The 23,550-nt window shown below is 70.4% G+C and carries 21 protein-coding genes; 15 read left to right on the top strand and 6 right to left on the bottom strand.

The window, feature by feature from the left end:
• Positions 1 to 54 precede the first annotated feature (54 nt).
• The 3 genes from OCU_RS36110 to OCU_RS36120 all read left to right on the top strand — a co-directional run bounded on the left by OCU_RS36110 (position 55) and on the right by OCU_RS36120 (position 2,882).
• Positions 55 to 915, top strand: a complete 861-nt coding sequence (locus tag OCU_RS36110; RefSeq protein WP_172417573.1) for a hypothetical protein — start codon at positions 55 to 57, stop codon at positions 913 to 915.
• A gap of 9 nt (positions 916 to 924) precedes the next feature.
• Positions 925 to 1,419 (top strand): polyadenylate-specific 3'-exoribonuclease AS, encoded by a 495-nt coding sequence (locus OCU_RS36115; protein ID WP_008256110.1) that lies wholly within the window; start codon positions 925 to 927, stop codon positions 1,417 to 1,419.
• 74 nt (positions 1,420 to 1,493) lie between these two features.
• Positions 1,494 to 2,882 (top strand): class II 3-deoxy-7-phosphoheptulonate synthase, encoded by a 1,389-nt coding sequence (locus OCU_RS36120; protein ID WP_008256111.1) that lies wholly within the window; start codon positions 1,494 to 1,496, stop codon positions 2,880 to 2,882.
• 6 nt (positions 2,883 to 2,888) lie between these two features.
• On the opposite strand, the gene OCU_RS36125 is transcribed toward OCU_RS36120, so the two are convergent.
• Positions 2,889 to 4,178: a protein kinase domain-containing protein gene (locus OCU_RS36125; RefSeq protein WP_179293439.1), complete on the bottom strand. Its 1,290-nt coding sequence runs from the start codon at positions 4,176 to 4,178 to the stop codon at positions 2,889 to 2,891.
• Between the two features lie 80 nt (positions 4,179 to 4,258).
• Between OCU_RS36125 and OCU_RS36130 the strand changes: the two genes are divergently transcribed.
• Complete coding sequence (locus tag OCU_RS36130; protein WP_008256113.1) at positions 4,259 to 4,663, top strand: Rv2175c family DNA-binding protein; 405 nt, start codon at positions 4,259 to 4,261, stop codon at positions 4,661 to 4,663.
• Here OCU_RS36130 and OCU_RS36135 read toward each other — a convergent pair.
• Together OCU_RS36135 and idsA2 are read right to left on the bottom strand one after the other, a co-directional pair.
• A complete protein-coding gene (locus OCU_RS36135; protein ID WP_008256114.1) occupies positions 4,657 to 6,204 on the bottom strand; it encodes an alpha-(1->6)-mannopyranosyltransferase A in 1,548 nt (515 codons plus the stop codon). The two genes, OCU_RS36130 and OCU_RS36135, sit on opposite strands and share 7 nt — an antisense overlap.
• A gap of 4 nt (positions 6,205 to 6,208) precedes the next feature.
• Positions 6,209 to 7,258, bottom strand: coding sequence for a bifunctional (2E,6E)-farnesyl/geranyl diphosphate synthase (gene idsA2 / locus OCU_RS36140; RefSeq protein ID WP_008256115.1), 1,050 nt, complete (start codon positions 7,256 to 7,258; stop codon positions 6,209 to 6,211).
• Positions 7,259 to 7,519: 261 nt separating this feature from the next.
• Between idsA2 and OCU_RS36145 the strand changes: the two genes are divergently transcribed.
• On the top strand, positions 7,520 to 8,416 hold the full coding sequence (locus tag OCU_RS36145; protein ID WP_008256116.1) for a mycobacterial-type methylenetetrahydrofolate reductase: 897 nt from the start codon (positions 7,520 to 7,522) through the stop codon (positions 8,414 to 8,416).
• Between the two features lie 10 nt (positions 8,417 to 8,426).
• Here OCU_RS36145 and lppM read toward each other — a convergent pair whose 3' ends face one another.
• Both lppM and OCU_RS36155 read right to left on the bottom strand, forming a co-directional pair.
• Positions 8,427 to 9,077: a lipoprotein LppM gene (gene lppM / locus OCU_RS36150; RefSeq protein WP_009953480.1), complete on the bottom strand. Its 651-nt coding sequence runs from the start codon at positions 9,075 to 9,077 to the stop codon at positions 8,427 to 8,429.
• A 166-nt stretch (positions 9,078 to 9,243) separates the two neighbouring features.
• The gene (locus OCU_RS36155) at positions 9,244 to 9,852 is read right to left on the bottom strand and encodes a GNAT family N-acetyltransferase (RefSeq protein ID WP_008256118.1); all 609 of its coding nucleotides are present in this window, start codon (positions 9,850 to 9,852) and stop codon (positions 9,244 to 9,246) included.
• A 326-nt stretch (positions 9,853 to 10,178) separates the two neighbouring features.
• Here OCU_RS36155 and OCU_RS36160 point away from each other — a divergent pair, with 326 nt between their 5' ends.
• The 5 genes from OCU_RS36160 (at position 10,179) to OCU_RS36180 (ending at position 16,036) form a co-directional block, all read left to right on the top strand.
• Complete coding sequence (locus OCU_RS36160; RefSeq protein WP_008256119.1) at positions 10,179 to 10,583, top strand: DUF3040 domain-containing protein; 405 nt, start codon at positions 10,179 to 10,181, stop codon at positions 10,581 to 10,583.
• Positions 10,584 to 11,021: 438 nt separating this feature from the next.
• The gene (gene mraZ / locus OCU_RS36165) at positions 11,022 to 11,453 is read left to right on the top strand and encodes a division/cell wall cluster transcriptional repressor MraZ (RefSeq protein ID WP_008256120.1); all 432 of its coding nucleotides are present in this window, start codon (positions 11,022 to 11,024) and stop codon (positions 11,451 to 11,453) included.
• Positions 11,428 to 12,714 carry a 16S rRNA (cytosine(1402)-N(4))-methyltransferase RsmH gene (gene rsmH / locus OCU_RS36170; RefSeq protein WP_148278273.1) on the top strand — a complete coding sequence of 429 codons (1,287 nt, stop codon included), beginning with the start codon at positions 11,428 to 11,430 and terminating at the stop codon, positions 12,712 to 12,714. Before mraZ ends, rsmH begins: the two co-directional genes overlap by 26 nt.
• Entirely contained in the window at positions 12,714 to 13,964 is a 1,251-nt protein-coding gene (locus OCU_RS36175) for a hypothetical protein (protein ID WP_014379964.1), read from the top strand. Before rsmH ends, OCU_RS36175 begins: the two co-directional genes overlap by 1 nt.
• Before the next feature lie 68 nt (positions 13,965 to 14,032).
• Complete coding sequence (locus OCU_RS36180; RefSeq protein ID WP_009956031.1) at positions 14,033 to 16,036, top strand: peptidoglycan D,D-transpeptidase FtsI family protein; 2,004 nt, start codon at positions 14,033 to 14,035, stop codon at positions 16,034 to 16,036.
• Here OCU_RS36180 and OCU_RS36185 read toward each other — a convergent pair.
• Positions 16,033 to 17,163, bottom strand: coding sequence for an FAD-dependent monooxygenase (locus tag OCU_RS36185; protein ID WP_009956030.1), 1,131 nt, complete (start codon positions 17,161 to 17,163; stop codon positions 16,033 to 16,035). The genes OCU_RS36180 and OCU_RS36185 overlap by 4 nt on opposite strands.
• A gap of 63 nt (positions 17,164 to 17,226) precedes the next feature.
• Between OCU_RS36185 and OCU_RS36190 the strand changes: the two genes are divergently transcribed.
• From OCU_RS36190 to murD, 5 genes are all read left to right on the top strand, one after another.
• Positions 17,227 to 17,832: a TetR/AcrR family transcriptional regulator gene (locus tag OCU_RS36190; RefSeq protein WP_193375138.1), complete on the top strand. Its 606-nt coding sequence runs from the start codon at positions 17,227 to 17,229 to the stop codon at positions 17,830 to 17,832.
• A 65-nt stretch (positions 17,833 to 17,897) separates the two neighbouring features.
• A complete protein-coding gene (locus tag OCU_RS36195; protein ID WP_014379966.1) occupies positions 17,898 to 19,466 on the top strand; it encodes a UDP-N-acetylmuramoyl-L-alanyl-D-glutamate--2,6-diaminopimelate ligase in 1,569 nt (522 codons plus the stop codon).
• Positions 19,463 to 21,010 carry a UDP-N-acetylmuramoyl-tripeptide--D-alanyl-D-alanine ligase gene (locus OCU_RS36200; RefSeq protein ID WP_014379967.1) on the top strand — a complete coding sequence of 516 codons (1,548 nt, stop codon included), beginning with the start codon at positions 19,463 to 19,465 and terminating at the stop codon, positions 21,008 to 21,010. Before OCU_RS36195 ends, OCU_RS36200 begins: the two co-directional genes overlap by 4 nt.
• Positions 21,007 to 22,086 carry a phospho-N-acetylmuramoyl-pentapeptide-transferase gene (mraY, locus tag OCU_RS36205; RefSeq protein WP_009956117.1) on the top strand — a complete coding sequence of 360 codons (1,080 nt, stop codon included), beginning with the start codon at positions 21,007 to 21,009 and terminating at the stop codon, positions 22,084 to 22,086. The genes OCU_RS36200 and mraY overlap by 4 nt, the downstream gene beginning before the upstream one ends.
• A complete protein-coding gene (gene murD, locus OCU_RS36210) occupies positions 22,086 to 23,543 on the top strand; it encodes a UDP-N-acetylmuramoyl-L-alanine--D-glutamate ligase (protein ID WP_014379968.1) in 1,458 nt (485 codons plus the stop codon). Before mraY ends, murD begins: the two co-directional genes overlap by 1 nt.
• The last annotated feature ends 7 nt before the right edge of the window (positions 23,544 to 23,550 follow it).

Below are 23,550 nucleotides of genomic sequence, written 5' to 3' on the forward strand. Positions count from 1 at the left end.
CCGCGGCGCGCGGAGGCGTAGGTTTCAAGGGTGCTCCACTCGTTCGTGGACGAGATGTCCCGATGGTTCGAACATGACATTCACGACCGGGGCCACCTGCCACTGTTGTGCTGCCTGGTGGCCTTCATCCTGACGTTTTTCGTCACGCGGACGTTCGTGCGGTTGATCCGGCACCGCGTCGAAAACGGCCGGCCCACCAAGTGGTGGCACCCGCGCAACGTCCACGTCGGGGGAGTGCACATCCACCACGTCACGTTCGGGGTGGTCCTCACGTTGCTCTCCGGGCTGACGCTGGTCACCCTGTCCATCGACGGGCACGAGCCCCAGTTCATGATGGCCGCCACCTTTTTCGGGATCGGGGCCGCCCTGGTCCTCGACGAGTACGCGTTGATCCTGCACCTGTCCGACGTCTACTGGTCCGAGGACGGCCGCACCTCGGTCGATGCGGTCTTTGCCGCGGTCGCGGTGGCCGGGCTGCTGATGATGGGCCTGCACCCGCTGATGTTCTTCCTGCCGATCTGGCACGACGCCAACTCGTGGGCGCTGCGCGCCGTGGTGGGCGGCGCCATGGCGTTGACGCTGCCGCTGGCCGTCGTGGTGGTGCTCAAGGGCAAGGTCTGGACCGGCCTGCTGGGCATGTTCCTGGTCATCTTGCTGGTGATCGGGGCGGTCCGGCTGTCGCGCCCGCACGCGCCCTGGGCCCGCTGGCGGTACGCCACGCAGCCGGACAAGATGCGCCGCGCGCTGCAGCGCGAACGTCGGCTGCGCCGCCCGGTGGTGCGGGCCAAGCTCTACCTGCAGTGCGCCATCGCGGGCACGCCGCGGTTTCCGGATCAACGTGCGGTGGACGCCAGGTTGGACGACGAGGTTCATCCCGCCCCGGCGCCCACCGGTCCGATCCTGATCAGCAGATAATCTCCCTTCGTGCGGTACTTCTACGACACCGAATTCATCGAGGACGGCCGCACCATCGAGCTCATCTCGATCGGGGTGGCCGCCGAGGACGGCCGCGAGTACTACGCGGTGTCCACGGAATTCGATCCCGAGCGCGCCGGCCCGTGGGTGCGCGCCAACGTGCTGCCCAAGCTGCCGCCCCCGGCGTCGCAGGTGTGGCGGTCACGCAGGCGGATCCGCGAGGACCTGGAGGAGTTCTTCGGCGTCAATTCCGGGCGGGCGGCCGCTGAGCCGATCGAGCTGTGGGCGTGGGTGGCGGCCTACGACCACGTCGCCCTGTGCCAGTTGTGGGGCCCGATGCCGGACCTGCCGCGGGCCATCCCGCGTTTCACCCGCGAGCTGCGGCAACTCTGGGAAGACCGGGGCAGCCCCCGGATGCCCCCGCGGTCGCCCGATGCCCACGACGCGTTGGTCGACGCCCGCGATCAGCTCCGCCGCTTCCGGTTGATCACGGCGGGAGACTAAGACGGCCGCGCTCGACGGCGTTCACGCTGATCAACCCTGACCGGGGGCGTCCGCGACCCGGTTACGATGGACCGATGAACTGGACCGTCGACATCCCGATCGACCAGCTGCCGCCGCTGCCGCCGCTGCCGACCGATCTGCGGGCGCGATTGGACGCCGCGCTGGCCAAGCCGGCCGCCCAGCAACCCAGCTGGCCCGCCGATCAGGCGTCGGCGATGCGCACGGTCCTCGAGAGCGTGCCGCCGGTCACGGTGCCGATGGAGATCGTGCGGCTACAGGAGCAGCTCGCCCAGGTGGCCAGGGGTGAGGCGTTCCTGCTGCAGGGCGGTGACTGCGCGGAGACGTTCACCGAGAACACCGAACCCCACATCCGCGGCAACGTGCGCACCCTGCTGCAGATGGCGGTGGTGCTGACCTACGGCTCGAGCATGCCGGTGGTGAAGGTGGCCCGCATCGCGGGGCAGTACGCCAAACCGCGATCGGCCGACATCGACGCGCTGGGGTTGAAGTCCTACCGCGGCGACATGATCAACGGCTTCGCCCCGGACGCCGCGGTGCGCGAGCATGATCCGTCGCGATTGGTGCGCGCCTACGCCAATGCCAGCGCGGCGATGAATCTGGTTCGTGCGCTGACCTCGTCGGGCTTGGCCTCGCTGCATCTGGTCCACGACTGGAACCGGGAGTTCGTGCGGACCTCGCCGGCGGGCGCCCGCTACACGGCGCTGGCCACCGAGATCGATCGCGGCCTGCGCTTCATGAGCGCGTGCGGGGTGGCCGACCGCAACCTGCAGACCGCCGAAATCTACGCCAGCCACGAGGCTTTGGTGCTCGACTACGAGCGGTCGATGCTGCGCCTGTCCGAGAACGACAGCGGCGAGCCCCAGCTGTACGACCTGTCGGCGCACACCGTGTGGATCGGCGAGCGGACCCGCCAGCTCGACGGGGCGCACATCGCCTTCGCGGAGGTGATCGCCAACCCGATCGGCGTCAAGATCGGCCCGACGATCACCCCGGAGCTAGCCGTCGAATACGTCGAGCGGCTCGACCCGCACAACAAGCCCGGCCGGCTGACACTGGTGAGCAGGATGGGCAACAACAAGGTGCGCGATCTGCTGCCCCCGATCGTGGAGAAGGTCCAGGCCACCGGTCACCAGGTGATCTGGCAGTGCGACCCGATGCACGGCAACACCCACGAGTCGTCCAACGGGTACAAGACCCGCCACTTCGACCGCATCGTCGACGAGGTGCAGGGCTTCTTCGAGGTGCACCGCGCGCTGGGCACCCATCCCGGCGGCATCCACGTCGAGATCACCGGGGAGAACGTCACCGAGTGTCTTGGTGGGGCGCAAGATATTTCGGACACCGACCTGGTCGGGCGCTACGAGACCGCGTGCGACCCACGGCTGAACACCCAGCAGTCGCTGGAGTTGGCCTTCCTGGTCGCCGAGATGCTGCGCGACTGAGCGCGCCTACAGCAGCCCGTTGAGGTTGCTTCCGACGGTCCACGCCGCGGTCGCCACCAGGCCGGTCAACGCCAGCACCAGCGCCACCCACACCAGCACCATGCGCCGGTTGTGCTGGCGGGTCCACACGAATTCGCTGATCGGGATGCCCGCGAATTCGCCTGCGACAGGCTCATATTCGTAGTCATCGTCGTCCTCGTCGGGTTCGTCGGCGGCCGCGGCCGGGCGCTGCGGGTGCGGCCAATCCTCGGGGCCCCGGGTCAGTTGGCGGGTGGGCTGGCGCACCGGGGCGGGCCCGGGCTGCTGCGCGGTGGCCGGGCGCTGGCCCATCCGGCTGTGCTGCAGCGCGGCCGAGCGGTGCTGCGCGGAGTTGCGCGGCGCCGGCACGGAGAAGTCCGGCAGCGCAAGCTCATCGGCGATCGTGTCGAGATCGGCGCCCATCTCGGTCGCGTCGGCGTACCGGTCGGCCGGGTCGCGGGCCGTCGCCCGCTGCACGAACTGGTCGAACTGCACGGGCACACCGTCGATGGACGCGCTGGGCGCCGGCACGTCGGTGTCCAGCCGCCGGTAAGCGATCGACAGCGCCGAGTCGCCGGTGAAGGGGGTGTGCCCGGTCAACAGCTCATAGGCGAGGATGCCCGCGGAGTACACGTCGCTGCGCGGGCTCGCGTCGCCGTCGCGCACCTGCTCGGGCGACAGATACGCCGCGGTGCCCAAAATCACACTGGTAGAGGTGATTCCGGCGGCGGCGACGGCGCGGACCAACCCGAAGTCGGCGATCTTCACCTCGCCGTCGTCGGAGATCAACACGTTCTCCGGCTTGACGTCGCGATGCACCAGACCGGCGCGGTGCGCGGCGGCCAACCCGCCGAGCACCGGACGAAGCACCGCCGCCACGGCGTAGGGCGGCATGGGTCCGCGCTCGCCCAGCAGCTCGCGCAGGGTGCCGCCCTCGATGAGCTCCATCACCAGAAACGGGTGCCGAGCGTCGGAGCCCTGGTCGTAGACCGCGACCAGCCCGGGATCCTTCAGGCGTGCGACGGTGCGGGCCTCGCGCTGGAAGCGGGTGAGGAACTGCTCGTCGCCCGCGTAGCGAGAATCCATCACCTTCACGGCGACGGGACGGTCGAGCCGGGTGTCGAGACCGCGGTACACCGTCGAGGTGCCGCCGCTGGCGATCTTCGCCTGGATCAGGTAGCGGCCGTCCAGCAACGCGTTGTCCAACGGGTCCGCCGTCCCGGCCTCCGCCGGCGGACGATGCGGACCGGCCCGGCCGGGCGGATGAGCTTGGGCCACGGGGCCATCGTAGGTGCGGCGCCATGATTGGGCGGAAGAACACGGGCTCACGGCGCGTATCAAGGCTTACACTTGCGCGGATGAGCAGTATTCCTGCCGGCGACGATGTGCTAGATCCCGACGAGCCGATCTACGACCTCCCGCGGGTCGCCGAATTGCTTAAAATCCCGGTAACCAAGGTCCACCAACAGCTCCGCGATGGCCATCTGGTCGCGGTCCGGCGCGGCGAGGGCGTGGTGGTGCCGCAGGTGTTCTTCACCCAGTCCGGTGAGGTGGTCAAGAGCCTGCCGGGATTGTTGACGATCCTGCACGACGGCGGCTACCACGACACCGAGATCGTGCGCTGGCTGTTCACCCCCGACCCGTCGCTGACGGTGACCCGCGACGGCACCAAGGACGCCATCAGCAATGCCCGCCCCGTCGACGCGCTGCATGCCCACCAGGCCCGCGAAGTCGTGCGCCGGGCGCAGGCGATGGCCTACTGAGCCGGTGCGGCGACCTCGGCCGGGCCGGTCCGAGGGCGGGGTGTCCGGTACAGGGTGTACCAGGCGATCAGCGCGACGGCGGTGGCCAGCGAGAAGTGCAGCCACGAGTACATCCCATGCGAGCCATCGGGTTTGAAGATCACCATCACCCAGGTCGACGCGCCGCCGATGATCGCCACCGCCCGTCGTGACTGGGCCAGGGGAGCCACGATCGCCAGCGGCCACGAGTAGTACCAGGGCAACGCGGCCGGGACGAACAGCACCACGATCAGCATCGAGTACGCCATGCCGGTGAGCGCGGCCCGGTCATCACGCCGGAACCGCCACCACAACAGCGGCAGCGAGACCGCGATGATCGCGATGCCGACCAGCCGGGTGACCCGCAGGAGCGGATAGAAGCTCACGGGAAACAGCCCGCTGCCGATCGCGTGGATCAGGTTGGCCGCCGCGGTCGGCACGGTCAGCCAGTTGATGATCTTCACCGAACCGGCCAGCGCGGTCAGCCATCCCAGCCCCACGCCGGCCACCGCGGACAGGATCGCGAACACCACCGCGAAGACCAGCAGCGACGCCGCCGCGGCCGCGAGAAGCGCTCGCGCGGAACGATATCCCCGCCGGTCGCGCAGATCCCGCGCCCACACCCACACCAGGAAGGGCAGCGCGATGCCGGCGGTGGCTTTGACCGCGATGGCGACCGTGATCAGCGCGGTGCCCGCGACGTGGCGACCGCCGAACGTCAGCGCGATGCCGGCGGCCATCAGGCCCACCATCAGCATCTCGTTGTGCACGCCGCCCATCAGGTGGATGAGCACCAGCGGGTTGAGCACGCAGATCCACAGCGCCGTCGAGGGGTCGGCGCCCAGGTGCCGCGCCACTCGCGGAGTGGCCCAGATCAACAGCGCCAAACCGGGCAGCATGCACAGCCGCAGCAACATGGTGCCCGCCACCACGTTGTTGCCGACGAGGACGGTGATCAGCTTCGCCACCAGGATGAACGCCGGACCGTAGGGGGCGGTCGTGATCGACCAGATGGGACTGACGTTGTCCAACAAGATGTTTGGATTGGCGACCGGGCCGACGGCGTAGGGGTCCAGGCCGTCGCGCAGCAGTGCGCCCTGCGCCAGATACGAATAGGTGTCCCGGCTGAAGACGGGCACCGACACCAGCAGCGGCGCCAGCCAGAATCCGGTGGTGGTCTTCATGACGAACTCGGTCGCGTCGCCGGCCAGCACGCGGCGGCCCAGGCCCAGCCAGGCGATCAGCATGAGGCCGACGCCGGTCCACAGCACGATCGACGACAGCACCAGGCCGTGGCCAAAACGCAGCCAGGACATGTGAATCGACTCGAGCAGCGGGTCGTGCTGGCGGGTGCTGCCCGCGCCCAGCCCGCCCAGGGTGATCAGCACCGACCCCAGCAGGCCCAGTTTGGCCGGCCGCGATTCGTCGGCCGCCACGAACGCCCTCAGCTGGGAAAACCGTTCGCCGCGAGGGGGTTTGGCTGCCGGCGCGTCGTCGGCCGGGGTGTCGGTCGGAGTCGTCATCGGTTCAGGCGGACCGGTTCGTGGCGATCTTGGCCAATTCGGACAGCCCGGCTTTGGCCGCGGTGTTGATGGGGGCGGCGGCCAGCGTCGCCAGCGCCCGCTGGGTCAGCGTGGCGATGCGTTGTTCGGCCGCGGCCAGGGCACCCACCGACTCGATGACCTCACGCAGCCGATCCACTTGCGCGTCGGTCAGCTGGGCGCCGATCGAGGTCCGTAATAGGTTGGCCGCCACCGGGTCTGACGTCTCCGCCAACTCCACCGCCTCGGCCAGCAGCACGGTGCGCTTGCCGGATCGCAGGTCGTCCCCGGACGGCTTGCCGGTCACCGCGGGGTCACCGAAGACGCCCAGGACGTCGTCGCGCAGCTGGAACGCCACCCCGAGGTCCGTGCCGAACTGGCTGAAGATGTCGTGGACGTCGGGTCGGTCGGCGGCGGCGGCCACGCCGAGCTGCAGCGGGCGCGACACGGTGTAGCAGGCGGTTTTGAAGGTGTCGACGTTCATCGCCGACGCGATCGAGGCGGCGGCGCTGGCTTCGGCGACGATGTCGAGGTACTGCCCGCCGAGCACCTCGGTGCGGATGTTGGCCCACACCCGGCGGATGCGGCGCTGGGCCTGCGGCGTCAGGTCGACACCGAAGACGATGTCGTCGGCCCAGGCCAGGGCGAGGTCACCGAGCAGGATGGCGGCCGACGCGCCGAACCGCTCGGGCGAGCCCTGCCAGCCCCGGTCGCGATGCAGGGTCGCGAACTGGACGTGGGTGGTCGGCCGTCCCCGCCGGGTGGAGGAGTCGTCGATCACGTCGTCGTGCACCAGCGCGCAGGCGTGCAGCAGCTCGAGCGAGGAAAACAGCAGCAGCACTTGCTCGTCGGGTTCGTCGGTGGCCACGGCGCGCCACCCCCAGTAGGCGAACGCGGGGCGTAGCCGCTTCCCGCCGCCCAGCACGAAATCTTCGAGCGCGGCGATCAGGCCGTTGTAGTCGTCGCCGATGTAGGCGGTCTCGGCGCGCCGCTCGTCCAGATACCGCCGCAACTGTTCGGTGATGGCGCCGGTCAACTCGACGGTTGCCGCCGCTGCTGTGGCTTTGACGCTCAGCGCGGCGCCCCTTTCTGCTCGGCTGGCTGGGTGTTCCAGGCCCGACCAGTGTATTCGTCGCGCGGCCCGGGGTGGGTCCCGCGTGAGGTCGCCGGGCGCACCCAGTTGCTTCGACTGCCTCACTAACCCGCCCCTATGCTTGCGGGTGCGCTGGGGCTCGCGCGGATGCTGCGCGGCCAAGAGACGCCCCGGGCCCATAGTCGTCGGACGGAGAGAAGCCGCGTGACCCTCAACACCATTGCGCTCGAACTGGTGCCACCAAACGCCGACGAAGGTCGGGAGCGGGCACTCGAAGAGGCGCACAAAGTGGTGCGGCATTCGGCCGAGGCCGGTTTGGACGGCCGGATCCGGCACGTGATGATCCCCGGGATCATCGCCGAGGACGACGACCGTCCCATTCAGATGAAGCCCAAGCTGGATGTGCTCGACTTCTGGTCGGTGGTCAAGCCGGAACTGACCGGGATCAGGGGCTTGTGCACGCAGGTCACCGCGTTCATGGACGAGCCGTCGCTGCGGGGCCGGCTGACCGAGTTGTCCTCGGCCGGAATGGAAGGCGTGGTGTTCGTCGGCGTGCCGCGCACCATGAACGACGGCGAGGGCTCCGGCGTCGCCCCGACCGACGCCCTGTCGATCTATCGCGAGCTGGTGACCAACCGCGGGGTGATCCTGATCCCCACCCGCGACGGCGAACAGGGCCGGTTCAACTTCAAGTGCGACCAGGGCGCCACCTACGGGATGACCCAGTTGCTGTATTCCGACGCGATCGTGGGGTTCCTGAGCGAGTTCGCCAGGCAAACCGATCACCGGCCCGAGATCCTGCTGTCCTTCGGTTTCGTGCCGAAGATGGAAAGCCGCGTCGGACTGATCAACTGGCTCATCCAGGACCCGGGCAACGCCGCGGTCGCCGCCGAGCAGGAGTTCGTCCGCAAGCTCGCCGAATGCGAGCCCCCGCAGAAGCGTCAGCTGATGGTCGACCTCTACAAGCGCGTCATCGACGGGGTGGCCGACCTCGGTTTCCCGCTGAGCATCCATCTCGAGGCGACCTACGGGATCTCCGGTCCCGCGTTCCAGACCTTCGCGGAGATGCTCGCGTACTGGTCACCCACCCAGCAGGGTTAGCGCGGCGAGGCTAGGTGGGCGGCGGCTGGTCGCGCGGCGCGGTGAGCCGCGGTGAGCGGTCCCGGCCGACCCACGCCAGCAGCCCCACCACGCCGGCGGCCGCGAAGGACGCGATGCCCAGCCACACCACGGCGCCGGTGAAGGAACGGGTGTTGGGGTCGGTGTAGCGGGCCTGGGCGGTCATGGTGCTCACCACGCCCGGCTTGAGCTTCCAGGACACCACGTCGGGCTCGACCCGGTCGCCGTTGGTGGAGGTGACCACCCCCGGAAAGGCGACCGTCAGCTCGACGTCCGCCTCCGAATCGGTCAGCGACGTCAGATCCGCGCGGCCCTCCAGGATCACCAGGTTGCCGTTGCGGCGCAGCGACAGGTTGACGCCGGAGGCGTCGGAGTTCATGTTGGCCAGCTGCGGCAGCTCGGCGAACGTCAGATCGGAGAACACCGCCTGGGAGCCGACGTAGCCGTCGCTGTCGTAGTTCGACACCGCCACCTTCTGGCTGAACGGCAGGTTGTTGCTGTCGAGCTGGGGGCCGGTGTCCTTGGGGGTCTTGGGTTTCGCGGCGGCGACGATCTCCCCGGAGACCAGGTCGTCGGGGGAGACGGTGAGCGAGGCCCGGACCCGCAGGCATCCGGTGGCCAGCGGCACCAGCAGCAGCAACATCGCGATGGCCAGCAGACGGCGCCGTCGGGCCCGGGGGGCTTTCACGCCGCGGCCGCGGGCTGGGGGAGAGCTGGCGCGCACCAGGTCATCGTGCCAGATCCGATGTGCCACTTGAACAAGGCCACTCCGGAGCGCGGGCGTCCGATGCGCGCCCGGTTCCGCGGTGTCACAGCGGTAGTTCGCGGCCCAGGATCGCAAACGCCCGCGGGTCGCCGGCGAAGTGGTAGCGGCGGATGACGTCGGTGAAGCCCAGCCGGCGGTACAGCCGCCAGGCGCGGTTGGGCTCGCCGTTGGTTTCCGGCGTCGACAGCAGCACGTTCTTTTCCGCGCGCCCGGCGAGCAGCCGCCGAGCCAGCGCCTCGCCGAGGCCGCGGCCCTGGGCGCGGGGATGAATGTGCAGCTCGGTCAACTCGAAATAGCTGTTCATCAGCCGGGCGATCTCGTGGGGCGGCGAGCCGCCGCGCTGCATGCCCAGCACCACCTGCTGCTGCCACCATTGGCCGGGCGCCCCGGGATAGCCGTAGGCCACGCCGAGCAGTGGGGCGCTGGTCAGATCCTCCGCCGAGGGCATCGGCGCGCCCTCGTCATCGGGCCCGTCGGCTTCGACGACCCCGGCGCCTTGCCAGCCACGGCGGCGGATGTGCTCGAGCCACATCGCGGCGCGCTGTTGCTCGGTGCCGCGCGGGTAGCGCATCGCATCGACGTACACCGTCAGGGCGTCGGTGAGGCGACGCTCCATGTCGTGGGGGAGCAGATCGATGAGGAATATCCCCAACTCGCGGTGCCCTCCTCATCCGGTGATCGGTCTCGTTCGATGCTGCGGCGTTCTGACCCGGCTGCTAAGAATCATTATCGGACCCCCACGGGCCGGCGCGACGAGCGGTCGTGGCACCGAACCAACGGACGCCCCCGGGTCGGGAAGCCGGTTGTAGCGCACGGGCGTTCCGGTCTGGCGGATTGCCGCGATCCGGCCGGGATAGAATCGGCGCGGAACCAGTGGTATGGGGCAGATTGACCTCGTATCATTCAATTAGTTGCCCGCGCAACGGGCATCGCGTGCTATCGATAGTCACGTGCCAAACTGTCGGCAAGGAGGGACGAATGCCACTCTCCGATCATGAGCAGCGAATGCTCGATCAGATCGAGAGCGCTCTCTACGCCGAAGACCCCAAATTCGCGTCAAGCGTCCGCGGCGGGGGCTTTCGCGCGCCCACGGCCCGCCGGCGCCTGCAGGGAGTGGCGCTGTTCGTCGTCGGCCTGGCGATGCTGGTGTCGGGGGTGGCGTTCAAGGCCACCTGGATCGGCGGCAGCGTCCCCATTCTCAGCATTTTCGGGTTCATCGTCATGTTCGGCGGCGTGGTGTTCGGCATCACCGGTCCCCGATTGTCAGGCAGGCCAGACCATTCCGGCTCCGCGCCCACCTCGCTGCGCCAGCGCCGCAACAAGGGCGGGGGCTCCTTCACCAGTCGCATGGAGGATCGGTTCCGCCGCCGCTTCGACGACTGAGCGCCGACCCACCCGCACGGGGTAGCCGCTGGCTGCCCCGTTTTGCATTTCTCCCGCGTCGTCCGCGCCTCGCGCCGCCCCGGCCGTCATCGTCGCAGCTTCCGGCCGGCTGACTGACGCCGCGCAACCGTCGATACCGTTTTGCGCCCCAACCGAGCCCTAGCCGACGCGCGGGCCGGCGGTTAATCCCCACCGGGCCCCACTAGAGTTCCCCACTACGCCCCACCGGCGACATTTTCCCTGCTAGCTGCGCTGCCGGGGCCGCCCTGAATCCCGGTGCGAGGGCCGCCCGACACGCCTCTCGTAGCGCGTCGAGGGCCCCGTGACGACGGAGAACCCGGAAAACGCCACGGCGACATGCCATGAATGGGGCGAAGTGGGGGATTGTGGGGTATGGTGGCTGCAGTGTTTGGGTGACCTCGAACGGGAGGTGAGCTGGTGTTTCTTGGCACCTACACGCCCAAACTCGACGACAAGGGGCGGCTGACGTTGCCCGCCAAGTTCCGTGACGCGCTGGCAGGGGGGTTGATGGTCACCAAGAGCCAGGACCACAGCCTCGCCGTCTACCCGCGGGCGGAATTCGAGCAACTGGCCCGCCGGGCGAGCAAGGCGTCGCGAAGCAACCCTGACGCCAGGGCCTTCCTGCGTAACCTCGCCGCCGGCACCGACGAGCAGCACCCCGACGCCCAGGGCCGCATCACGTTGTCGGCCGACCACCGTCGTTACGCCAGCCTGTCCAAGGAGTGCGTGGTGATCGGCGCGGTCGACTACCTCGAAATCTGGGATGCGCAGGCCTGGCAGGACTACCAGCAGACCCACGAAGAGAACTTCTCCGCGGCCAGCGATGAAGCACTCGGCGACATCATCTGAGGCGCATGCCCGTGCAACGTGGCCTCTGCCCGAACCGACCCTGGCGTACTTCCCCAACGCCAGGTTCGTGCCTTCGGACAGGGACCTCGATGCAAGGGCGCCACACCTTTTCCGGCACGCTCGGGCCATACCGGGGCGTGCGGCCCACGGGTGGCGGCAGAACCGGGGAGGCGTTGCGGTGGCTGACAATTCAGGGCGCGGTGATCGCAAGCGCGGCCGTGGTGACCGCAAGCGCGGCGCAGCCGGGCGCAGCGGGTCGCCGCCATCGGGATCAGGCGGGCACGTGCCCGTCCTGCTGGAGCGTTGCGTCGCGCTCCTCACGCCCGCATTGACCCGCCACCACCCGGACGGGACGGGGGCGACCCTCGTCGACGCGACCGTCGGCGCGGGAGGGCACGCCGAGCGGTTCCTCACCGAACTGCCGGGCCTGCGGCTGATCGGACTCGACCGCGACCCCACCGCCCTGGACATCACCCGAACGCGGTTGGCGCGATTCTCCGACCGGGTCACGCTGGTGCGCACCCGCTACGACGGCGTCGCCACAGCGCTGGCCGAATCCGGCTATGCCGCAACCGAATCGGTCGACGGGATGCTGTTCGACCTCGGCGTGTCGTCCATGCAGCTCGACCGCGCCGAACGCGGTTTCGCCTACGCCCAGGACGCGCCGCTGGACATGCGGATGGACCCCGACGCGCCGCTGACCGCGGCCGACATCCTCAACACCTACGACGAGACCGAGCTGGCGAACATCCTGCACCGCTACGGCGAGGAGCGCTTCGCGCGGCGCATCGCCGCGCACATCGTGCGCCGGCGGGCCCGCCAGCCGTTCGCGTCGACCGCGGACCTGGTGGCCCTGCTCTACGAAGCGATTCCGGCCGCGGCCCGGCGCACCGGCGGCCACCCGGCCAAGCGCACCTTCCAGGCGCTGCGGGTCGCGGTCAACGACGAATTGGATTCGCTGCGTGCCGCGCTCCCGGCCGCCCTGGACGCGCTTGCCGTCGGCGGGCGCATCGTGGTGATGACGTACCAATCGCTGGAAGACCGGATCGTCAAGCGGTTGTTCGCCGAGGCGGTCGCGTCCCGCACCCCGGTGGACCTACCGGTCGAACTCCCCGGTCACCAGCCGCGATTCCGGGCCCTGACGCAGGGTGCCGGACGGGCCGACGCCACCGAGATCGAACGCAACCCGCGTAGCGCCGCGGTGCGGCTGCGGGCCCTGCAGCGAATGGAATCACAGCAGGCAACCGGGAAAGGCGATTGATGAAAGCGGACCGCGAGACGTCGAAACGACGCGGCGGCAGCGACCGCCGGGGCGCCCGCGACGGTGCTGCCCGACGGGGCAGGCGCCCGGCGCCCGAACCCGGCGCGGCGCGGCGCGCCCGCGGCGCCAGGACCACGGCGCCCGCCCGCGAATCCCGCGCGCCCAAGGCCGGTCCGCAGAGCAGCCCCGTCGCCCGGCCGGTCGAGCGGTCGGCGCGGCCGAAGAACGCCAGCCAGGCCAAGGCGCGCGCCAAGGCCCGCAAAGCCAAGGCGCCCAAGGTCGTTCGGCCCAAGCTCACCGAGCGTCTGGCCGCGCGGCTGGCGTCGATCGACCTGCGGCCGCGGACACTTGCGAGCAAGGTTCCGTTCGTCGTGTTGGTCATCGGAGCGCTGGGCGTCGGGCTCGGGCTCACGCTGTGGTTGTCCACCGACTCCGCCGAACGCTCCTACAAGTTGAGCCACGCCCGCGAGCGGACCCGGTTGCTGCAGCAACAGAAGGAGGCCCTGGAGCGCGACGTGCGTGAGGCCGAAGCCGCCCCCGCGCTGGCGGAGGCGGCCCGCAAGCAGGGCATGATCCCCACCCGGGACACCGCGCACCTGGTCCAGGACCCGTCCGGGAACTGGGTGGTGGTGGGCACCCCCAAACCCGCCGACGGTGTTCCGCCGCCGCCGCTGAACACCAAGCTCCCCGACGAAGCGCCGCAGCCCCCGAAACCCGCGGCGCCCGCCGCGGAGGTCCCGATGCGGCTCGAGCCGGTCCCCGGCGCCCCCGCCCCGGCCAGGTCGGGGCCCGAAGCGCTGCTGCGCGCACCCGACGGCGCCTCGACGGTGGGCGGTCAACACTTCCCGCCGGCAGTTCCGCCGGTGCCCGGCGCGCCTGGCGCCGCCGGCGCACCCCCTGCCGGTACGCTGCCCGGCATGCCAGGCGGCCCCGTGACCGGTGCGCTCCCCGGCATGCCCGGCGGGCCGGTGACCGGCGCGCTGCCGACGCCGGGGCTGCCGATGCCGGCCAGACCCGCGACCCCCCCGGTGCCCGCCGAGGTCCCGATCCCGTTGGGCGGCCTGCCCATTCCGGCCCCGGGCCAGCTACCCGCGCCCCTGTCACCCGAGGTTTCCGTCCCGGTGCCGCTGGGCCGCGCGGCCGCCCCCCAGCCGATCGCCCCCGCCGCTCCGGCGCCCGCCCCGATGCCGCAACCGGGTACCGGCTCCCTGCCCGGGCCCCCCGGCGCGGTGCCAGGTGCTCCCAGGTGAGCCGCGGCGACACCCCACGGGCACGCCGGTCGCAGGCCGCACGCCCGACACGCGGTCCCCGTAAGGACATGGCGGACAACGCCGTCCGGCAGCCCAAGCGCCGCGCGAAACCGCAGCAGGCGGACCAGGGCCGTGACGTTCGCGAACCGAAACGACTCCGGAAAGCCAAGCAGCCCAAGGCCAGCCGGGGTGCGCAGCGCCCCGAGCCGGTGGGGGCCGGGCATTCGGCGCGGGAGCGACGCACCCGTCAGATCGTGCAAATGGCCGGCCGCGGTGGTTCGTTCGTCTTCCGCCATCGCGCCGGCAACGTGGTCATCCTGGTACTGATGCTGGTGGCCGCCGCCCAGCTGTTCGTCCTGCAGGTGACCAAGGCCCCGACGCTGCGCGCCCAGGCCGCCGGGCAGCTCAAGGTCACCGACGTGGAAAAGGCGGTGCGGGGCAGCATCATCGACCGCCGCAAGGATCAACTGGCGTTCACCATCGAATCGCGTGCGCTGACGTTTCAGCCGAAACGCATTCACAAGCAGCTGGAGGAGGCCAAGGCCAAGAATTCGGCCGCCCCCGACCCGCAGCAGCGCTTGCGCGACATCGCCAAGGACGTCTCGGGGCGCCTCGGCAACAAACCCGACTCGGCGACCCTGCTGAAGAAGCTGCAAAGCGACGAGAACTTCGTCTATCTCGCGCGTGCCGTCGATCCCGCCGTCGCCAGCGCGATCTCGGACAAATTTCCCGAGGTCGGTTCCGAACGCCAGGATCTGCGCCAGTATCCGGGCGGATCGCTGGCCGCCAACATCGTGGGCGGCATCGACTGGGACGGCCACGGGCTGCTGGGCTTGGAAGAGGCCATGGACTCCGTGCTGTCCGGGACCGACGGTTCGGTCACCTATGACCGCGGATCCGACGGCGTGGTCATCCCCGGCAGTTACCGCAACCGGCATCGGGCGGTCAACGGCTCGATGGTGCAGCTGACCCTCGACGACGACATCCAGTTCTATGTGCAGCAGCAGGTTCAGCAGGCCAAGAATGTGTCTGGCGCGCACAATGTTTCGGCCGTCGTGCTCGACGCGAAGACCGGTGAAGTGCTGGCCATGGCCAACGACAACACGTTCGACCCCTCCCAGGACATTGGGCGTCAGGGCGACAAACAGCTGGGCAACCTGGCGGTGTCCTCGCCGTTCGAGCCCGGCTCGGTGAACAAGGTGATCACCGCGTCGTCGGTCATCGAGTACGGCCTGTCCAATCCCGATGAGGTGCTGCAGGTTCCCGGCACGATCCAGATGGGCGGGGTCTCCATCCACGACGCGTGGGACCACGGCGTGATGCCCTACACGACCACCGGCGTGTTCGGAAAGTCTTCCAACGTCGGCACTTTGATGCTCGCACAGCGGGTGGGGCCGGAGCGCTTCTACGACATGGTCCGCAAGTTCGGGCTCGGGCAGCGCACCAATGTGGGTCTGCCCGGGGAGAGCGCCGGGCTGGTGCCACCCATCGACCAATGGTCGGGCAGCACCTTCTCCAACCTGCCCATCGGGCAGGGCCTTTCGATGACGCTGCTGCAGATGACGGGCATGTACCAGACGATCGCCAACGACGGGGTGCGGATCCCGCCGCGGATCATCAAGGCCACCATCGCGCCCGACGGCACCCGCACCGAAGAACCGCGCCCGGACGGCGTGCGGGTGGTGTCGGCGCAGACGGCTCAGACCGTGCGCAACATGCTGCGCGCCGTCGTGCAACACGACCCGATGGGCTATCAGCAGGGCACCGGCCCCGCCGCCGCGGTGACGGGCTACCAGATGGCCGGCAAGACCGGCACCGCCCAGCAGATCAACCCGGCCTGCGGCTGCTACTTCGACAACGTCTACTGGATCACGTTCGCCGGCATGGCCACCGTCGACAACCCCCGGTATGTCATCGGCATCATGATGGACAACCCGGAGCGCAACGCCGACGGCACCCCGGGCCACTCGGCGGCCCCGCTGTTCCACAACATCGCCGGCTGGCTCATGCAGCGCGAGAACGTGCCGCTGTCGCCGGACCCGGGCCCGCCGCTGACGCTGCAGGCCACCTAGACTTCCCGGCCGCGGCCGGTTGCGACGGTGAAATCGTTGTTGCGCGCGTCGATTTGAGCCTGAGTGGCCGGAATCAGGAGGTCGCCGCCGGGTGCCGCCGTGGCCTGGCAGCGCAGGGCGTGGGGTCGCTGGTCGCGTTCGTACTGCTCGCACGCGTGGCCGAGATCGCCGGGATGGTCGCGCAGCGCTCGCGCGAGAAACCAGGCCCCGGTCAGGGCCAGGGAGGTGCCGCGGCCCGACAGGCTCGAGGCACAATGCGCCGCGTCCCCGACGAGGACGACGCGACCGCGATGCCAGCCGGGCATGTGAATCTGGCTCACGGAATCGAAGTACAGTTCCGGGTCGGCGATCGCGGCGTCGAGCAGTTCGGGTACCCGCCACTCGCCGTGGCCGGCGAACGCGTCGACGAGTAATCGTTTCTGGGCCGCGAGGTCGTGGTAGTCGTAGTCGATCCAGGGCGATCGAAACATGAAGACCGCCAAGGCTTTGTCGTTGTAGGCGGCGATGCCGGCAAGGTGCCCGGGGAAGTTGTACATCGGGTTGTCGCGCCCGGACGGCGTATAGCCGGGCAAGTCGGCCAGCGCGACATAGAAGCCGAGATGGCGCAGAAACCGTTGCTCGGGACCGAACGTCAGGCGTCGCACGGCCGAGTGCATCCCGTCGGCACCGACAACCAGGTCATAGCGCTCGCGGTCGCCGGAATTGAACCGCACATCGACGCGACGGTCATCGTCGTCGAGTTCGCCGATGGATTCGTTGAACCGCAGTTCTACCGTCGGCCCCAGGCGGTCGCGCAGGATGGTTGTGAGGTCTTCCCGCGGGATTTCGATGTCGCCGGCGGAGTCGTTGATCTCGTCGAGCGGCGGTTCGGCCACCACGGTGCCGTTTTCGTCGACGAACTGGACGCGTTCGGTCATGTCGACCCGGTGCGCGCGGATCGGTGCGAGCACGCCCATCTTGTCGGCGACACCGATGGAGTCCCCGCGAATGTCGATCGGGGAGCCGTTCACCCGCAGGTGGTTGGCGCGTTCGACCAAGGTGACGTCGTGGCCGTCGGCGCCGAGGTTTATCGCCGCGCTCAGGCCGGCGATTCCGGCACCGGAGACGAGAATGCGCATCGATTCCACTCCTGTTCGCTATAAGATACGTTCTGTATCCAAAGAACGTAGACCCGACCGTTAGGAAACGCAATGTCTCTTAACTCGACCGGCGTGGCGCGGCGGCGCCGGGGTCCCGCGTTGGAGGAGGCGTTGCTGGATGCGGCGTGGACGGAGCTGACCGAACGCGGGTACGACGAGCTCACGATCGACGGCGTCGCCGTGCGGGCGGGCACCAGCCGTGCGGTGCTCTACCGGCGCTGGCCGAACAAGCAGGAACTCGTGCTCGCCGCGGTGGCACATGAGGTCGCCAAGGATGTCGTGGTCGCCCCTGACACCGGCAGCCTGCGCGGTGACGCGATCGCATTGCTGCGGCAAGCGAACAAGGTCAGGGTGGGGTTGGTGGTCCCGTTGCTGACCCGGCTCGGCGGCTTCTACCAGCAGACCGGCAGCAGCTTGGCCGATCTCGAAACGCTGGTGCGGGGGCGGCGCGATGCCGCGTTGGATCAGGCGATCCAGCGCGCCATCGATCGCGGTGAAATCGAGCCCGATCAGGTGACCGAGCGCATTGCGCGCCTGCCCGTGGACCTGTTTCGCTACGAGGTCCTGATGACGCTGCGGCCCCTGCCCGACGAAGCCATCGAAGAGATCGTCGACACCATCTGGCTGCCCCTGCTCGAGCGGCGCAGCGGGTCGTGACACCGGCGCCCGGGCGCGGGAACATCCGTCGGCCGGTGCTCCTAGGTAGGGTGTCATGGCCGATCATGGCTGACGGAGGTGGTGACGGGGTGTCGGTGCCCAGTGCGCTGCGGCCCAGCGCCGCAGCGGGCGTGCGCTTGCCGGCGTTGGCGGCTGACATCGGAGCCGCGCCGGCCGGCGATCGGGCCGTCCCGAACCTGCCGGTCACCGGGGTCACGCTGCGCGCCCAGGAGGTGCGGCCCGGCGATCTGTTCGCCGCGCTGCCCGGTTCCACCACCCACGGCGCGCGTTACGCCGGCGACGCGATCGAACGCGGCGCGGTCGCCGTGCTCACCGACGCCGGCGGGGTCGCCGAGATGGGCGCCCTAGGGCAATCCGTGCCGGTCCTCGTTCACCCGGACCCCCGCGGTGTGCTCGGCGGGCTGGCCGCCACGGTGTACGGGAACCCGTCCGAGCGGGTGACGGTCGTCGGCGTCACCGGCACGTCCGGCAAGACCACCACGACGTATCTCATCGAGTCCGCACTGCGCGCCGCCGGCCACACCGCCGGGCTGATCGGCACCATCGGGATCCGCATCGACGGCGCCGACATTCCCAGCGCGCTGACCACCCCGGAGGCCCCCGCCCTGCAGGCAATGCTGGCGGCGATGGCCGAACAGGGGGTGGACACCGTCGTCATGGAGGTCTCCAGTCACGCCCTGACGCTGGGCCGCGTGGACGGAACCCGGTTCGCGGTGGGCGGTTTCACCAACCTGTCCCGCGACCACCTCGACTTCCACCCGACGATGGCCGACTACTTCGAGGCCAAGGCGATGCTCTTCGACCCGAGCTCCCCGCTGCGGGCCCGGCGCGTCGTGGTCTGCGTCGACGACGACGCCGGGCGCGCCATGGCCGCCCGCGCCGGCGACGCGATCACCGTCAGCGCCGAGGGCCGGCCCGCCCACTGGCGCGCCACCGACGTGGCCCCGATGGGCGCCGCGGGACAACGGTTCACCGCCATCGATCCCGCCGGGGCGCGCCATCAGCTGGGTGTTCGGCTGCCCGGCCATTACAATGTCGCCAATTGCCTTGTCGCACTGGCTATTCTGGACGCGGTCGGGGTGTCCCCGGAGCAGGCGTCGACGGGCCTGCTACAGGCCCGCGTGCCGGGACGCATGGAGGAGATCGACGCCGGCCAGGACTTCCTGGCGCTGGTCGACTACGCCCACAAACCGGGCGCGTTGCGCGCGGTGCTGACCACGCTGGCGCGTCCGGATCGCCGGCTGGCCGTGGTGTTCGGCGCCGGCGGCGAACGCGACCCGGGCAAACGGGCGCCGATGGGCGCGACGGCGGCCGAGCTGGCCGATCTGGTCGTCGTCACCGACGACAACCCGCGCGGTGAGGACCCGGCGTCGATTCGTCGCGAAATCCTCGCCGGGGCGACCGAAAGCGGTTGTGCGGCAGACATTGTCGAGATCGCCGACCGCCGCGACGCGATCAGGCACGCCGTCGCCTGGGCGGGCCCGGGCGACGTCGTGCTGATCGCCGGCAAGGGCCACGAAACCGGCCAGAGCGCCGGCGGGCACACCCGCCCCTTCGACGACCGGGTCGAGCTGGCGCAGGCGCTGCGGGACCTGAACGGGGCACCGCGATGATCGAGTTGACCGTCGCCGAGATCGCCGACATCGTCGGCGGCACCCTGGCCGACATCTCGCCGCAGGACGCCGCGCGACGCCGCGTCACCGGGACGGTGGAATTCGACTCGCGCGCCGTCGGACCCGGGGGACTGTTCCTGGCGCTGCCGGGCGCGCGCTCGGACGGCCACGACCACGCGGGCGCGGCGATCGCCGCCGGCGCGGTGGCGGTGCTGGCCGCCCGGCCGGTCGGTGTTCCCGCCGTCGTCGTCGCCCCCGCGGGCGCGTCGGGATCGCGGGCCGGGGTGCTCGAGCACGACCCGGACGGCTCGGGCGCGGCGGTGCTCGCGGCGCTGGCCAAGCTGGCCCAGGTGGTGGCCGCCGAACTGGTCGCCGGCGGGCTCAGGATCGTCGGGATCACCGGATCGTCGGGGAAGACGTCGACCAAGGACCTGGTGGCCGCCGTGCTGAAACCGCTCGGCGAGGTGGTCGCCCCGCCCGGGTCGTTCAACAACGAGCTGGGGCATCCGTGGACCGTGTTGCGCGCGACGCCCGAGACCGACTTCCTGGTCCTTGAGATGTCGGCGCGCCACCCGGGCAACATCGCCGCGCTGGCCGAGATCGCCCCGCCGGCGATCGGCGTCGTCCTCAACGTCGGCACCGCGCACCTGGGCGAGTTCGGCTCGCGCGAGGCCATCGCTCAGACGAAATCCGAACTGCCCCAATCTGTTCCGGCATCCGGGGTGGTGATCCTCAATGCCGACGACCCGGCGGTGGCGGCCATGGCGGGCGTGACCGCGGCCCGGGTGGTGCGGGTCAGCCGCGCCGAGAACACCAGCGCGGGCCCCAGCCAGCTGTGGGCCGGGCCCGTCTCGCTCGACGAGGTGGCCAGGCCATGCTTCACGCTGCACCACCGCGACGCCTCCGGGACCGCGCAGGCGCAGGTCCGGCTCGGCGTCTACGGCGACCACCAGGTCACCAACGCGCTGTGCGCCGCCGCGGTCGCGCTGGAATGCGGCGCCGACGTCGACCAGGTGGCGGCCGCACTCGCCGGCGCCGGCCCCGTCTCACGGCACCGGATGCACGTCACCACGCGCGCCGACGGCGTCACCGTGATCGACGACGCCTACAACGCCAACCCCGATTCGATGCGCGCCGGGCTGCAGGCGTTGGCCTGGATCGCCCACGGCGGGGGGGACCGGCCGGCCGAAAAGCGCAGGAGTTGGGCGGTGCTCGGTGAGATGGCCGAACTCGGCGAGGACGCGATCGCCGAGCATGATCGCATCGGCCGGCTGGCCGTGCGCTTAGATGTGTCTCGACTCGTTGTCGTGGGAAGTGGGAGGTCGATGAGCGCCATGCACCACGGAGCGGTCATGGAGGGTTCGTGGGGCTCGGCCGATAAGGGGGCCGTCAACGTGGCCGACGGCGAGGCCGCCCTGGCGTTGCTGCGGGCCGAGCTGCAACCCGGCGACGTCGTGCTGGTCAAGGCCTCCAACGCGGCCGGGCTGGGGGCGCTGGCCGACGCCCTGGTATCACAAGGCTCGCAGGGCGGTGCCCGCCCGTGAGACAGATCCTCATCGCCGTCGCCGTCGCGCTGACCGTGTCGATCCTGTTGACCCCGGCGCTGATCCGGCTGTTCACCCGGCAGGGATTCGGCCACCACACCCGCGACGACGGCCCGCCGACCCACCACGCCAAACGCGGCACGCCGTCGATGGGTGGCGTGGCGATCCTGGCCGGCATCTGGGCCGGTTACCTGGGGACCCACCTGGCCGGGCTGGCGTTCGACGGCGAGGGCGTCTCCGCGTCGGGTCTGCTGGTGCTGGGCCTGGCCACGGTGCTCGGCGGCGTCGGCTTTCTCGACGACCTGATCAAGATCCGCCGGTCGCGCAATCTCGGGCTGAACAAGACGGCCAAAACCGTCGGGCAGGTCGCCGCCGCGGTGCTGTTCGGCGTGCTGGTGCTGGAATTCCGCAACGCCAACGGCCTGACCCCGGCCAGCGCGGACCTGTCCTACGTGCGCGAGATCGCCACCGTCGCCCTGGCCCCGGCGCTGTTCGTGTTGTTCTGCGTGGTCGTCGTCAGCGCCTGGTCCAACGCCGTCAACTTCACCGACGGCCTGGACGGACTCGCCGCCGGCAGCATGGCGATGGTCACCGCGGCCTACGTGCTGATCACGTTCTGGCAGTACCGCAACGCGTGCGTCACCGCGCCCGGGTTGGGTTGCTACAACGTGCGCGATCCGCTCGACCTGGCGATCGTCGCGGCCGCCACCGCGGGCGCCTGCATCGGCTTTCTGTGGTGGAACGCCGCGCCCGCCAAGATCTTCATGGGCGACACCGGATCGCTGGCGCTGGGCGGCATCATCGCCGGCATCTCGGTCACCAGCCGCACCGAGATCCTCGCCGTCGTGCTGGGTTCGCTGTTCGTCGCCGAGGTCAGCTCGGTGGTGTTGCAAATCCTGACTTTCCGCACCACCGGGCGCCGGGTGTTCCGGATGGCGCCGTTCCACCACCACTTCGAATTGGCCGGCTGGGCCGAGACCACGGTCATCATCCGGTTCTGGTTGCTCACCGCGATCGCCTGCGGGCTGGGCGTGGCCCTTTTCTACGGTGAGTGGCTGGCCGCGATCGGTGCCTGATGAGTGGGCTTGACCCCTTGGCGCCGGGCGCCCCGGTGCTGGTGGCCGGCGGCGGGGTGACGGGCAGGGCGGTGCTGGCGGCCCTGAGCCGCTTCGGCGCGGTGCCCACCCTGTGCGACGACGACCCGGCCACCCTGCGCGGGTACGCCGATGCGGGGGTGGCGACCGCGCCGACATCGGTGGCCGCCGAGCAGGTCTCCCGCTACGCCCTGGTGGTGACCAGCCCCGGCTTCTCGCCGACCACGCCGCTGCTGGTCGCCGCCGCGGCGGCGGGCGTGCCCGTCTGGGGCGATGTGGAGCTGGCCTGGCGGCTGGACGCGGCCGGCCACTACGGCCCGCCGCGGCGCTGGCTGGTGGTGACCGGGACCAACGGCAAGACCACGACGACATCGATGCTGCACGCCATGCTCACCGCGGCCGGGCTTCCAAACCTGTTGTGCGGCAACATCGGCAGCCCGGTGCTCGACGTGCTGGACCAACCCGCCGAGCTGCTGGCCGTCGAGTTGTCCAGCTTCCAGCTGCACTGGGCGCCGTCGCTGCGGCCCGAGGGCGGCGCGGTGCTCAACATCGCCGAAGACCACCTGGACTGGCACGGCACCCTGGCCGACTACGCCGCGGCCAAGGCCCGGGTGCTCGACGGCCGGGTGGCCGTCGTCGGGCTGGACGACGCCCGGGCCGCGGCACTGCTGAGCACGGCGCGGGCGCCGGTGCGGGCCGGCTTTCGGCTGGGCGAACCGGGCCCGGGGGAGCTCGGCGTGCGCGACGGACACCTGATCGACCGCGCGTTCGCCGACGACCTGACGCTGGCGCCCGTCGACTCGATACCGGTGCCGGGCCCCGTCGGCGTGCTCGACGCGCTCGCCGCCGCCGCGCTGGCCCGCAGCGTCGGGGTGCCGGCCGAGGCGATCGCGTCCGCGCTCGCGGACTTCCGGGTCGGGCGGCACCGGGCCGAGGTGGTGGCCGTCGCCGAGGGCGTCACCTATGTCGACGACTCCAAGGCCACCAATCCTCACGCCGCCGAGGCGTCCGTGCTCGCCTACCCCCGGGTCGTCTGGATCGCCGGCGGCCTGCTGAAGGGCGCCTCGGTCGACGCCGAGGTCGCCAGGATCGCGTCGCGGCTGGTCGGGGCGGTGCTCATCGGCCGAGATCGGCAAGAGGTTGCAGAGGCGTTATCGCGACACGCGCCGGATGTCCCCGTCCTCCACGTTGTGACAGGCGAGGATGCTGATATGGATGCGACTGCAGTGGTTCTTGGTGCAGATGTGACAGAAGTGAAACATTCGGGTGGAGATCTCGGCGCCGCCGTCATGACCGCGGCGGTCGCCGCGGCTCGTGGCCTGGCCGCACCCGGTGACACTGTCCTGCTGGCACCGGCGGGCGCATCGTTCGACCAGTTCGCCGGGTATGCCGACCGGGGCGACGCGTTCGCGGCCGCCGTGCGCGCGGCGATCCGGTAGGGCGGGG

Source organism: Mycobacterium intracellulare ATCC 13950, from assembly GCF_000277125.1.
In the GTDB taxonomy this organism is placed as follows: Bacteria; Actinomycetota; Actinomycetes; order Mycobacteriales; family Mycobacteriaceae; genus Mycobacterium; species Mycobacterium intracellulare.

What these genes read in the sequence shown, in the direction of transcription:
- OCU_RS36110 (WP_172417573.1), top strand. Translation starts at nt 55, where the DNA reads ATGTCCCGATGGTTCGAACATGACATTCACGACCGGGGCCACCTGCCA.
- OCU_RS36175 (WP_014379964.1), top strand. Translation starts at nt 12,714, where the DNA reads ATGAAAGCGGACCGCGAGACGTCGAAACGACGCGGCGGCAGCGACCGC.
- OCU_RS36120 (WP_008256111.1), top strand. Translation starts at nt 1,494, where the DNA reads ATGAACTGGACCGTCGACATCCCGATCGACCAGCTGCCGCCGCTGCCG.
- OCU_RS36160 (WP_008256119.1), top strand. Translation starts at nt 10,179, where the DNA reads ATGCCACTCTCCGATCATGAGCAGCGAATGCTCGATCAGATCGAGAGC.
- OCU_RS36195 (WP_014379966.1), top strand. Translation starts at nt 17,898, where the DNA reads ATGGCTGACGGAGGTGGTGACGGGGTGTCGGTGCCCAGTGCGCTGCGG.
- lppM (WP_009953480.1), bottom strand. Translation starts at nt 9,077, where the DNA reads ATGTTGCTGCTGCTGGTGCCGCTGGCCACCGGATGCCTGCGGGTCCGG.
- OCU_RS36180 (WP_009956031.1), top strand. Translation starts at nt 14,033, where the DNA reads ATGGCGGACAACGCCGTCCGGCAGCCCAAGCGCCGCGCGAAACCGCAG.
- rsmH (WP_148278273.1), top strand. Translation starts at nt 11,428, where the DNA reads ATGAAGCACTCGGCGACATCATCTGAGGCGCATGCCCGTGCAACGTGG.
- OCU_RS36130 (WP_008256113.1), top strand. Translation starts at nt 4,259, where the DNA reads ATGAGCAGTATTCCTGCCGGCGACGATGTGCTAGATCCCGACGAGCCG.
- OCU_RS36200 (WP_014379967.1), top strand. Translation starts at nt 19,463, where the DNA reads ATGATCGAGTTGACCGTCGCCGAGATCGCCGACATCGTCGGCGGCACC.
- murD (WP_014379968.1), top strand. Translation starts at nt 22,086, where the DNA reads ATGAGTGGGCTTGACCCCTTGGCGCCGGGCGCCCCGGTGCTGGTGGCC.
- OCU_RS36190 (WP_193375138.1), top strand. Translation starts at nt 17,227, where the DNA reads ATGTCTCTTAACTCGACCGGCGTGGCGCGGCGGCGCCGGGGTCCCGCG.
- OCU_RS36135 (WP_008256114.1), bottom strand. Translation starts at nt 6,204, where the DNA reads ATGACGACTCCGACCGACACCCCGGCCGACGACGCGCCGGCAGCCAAA.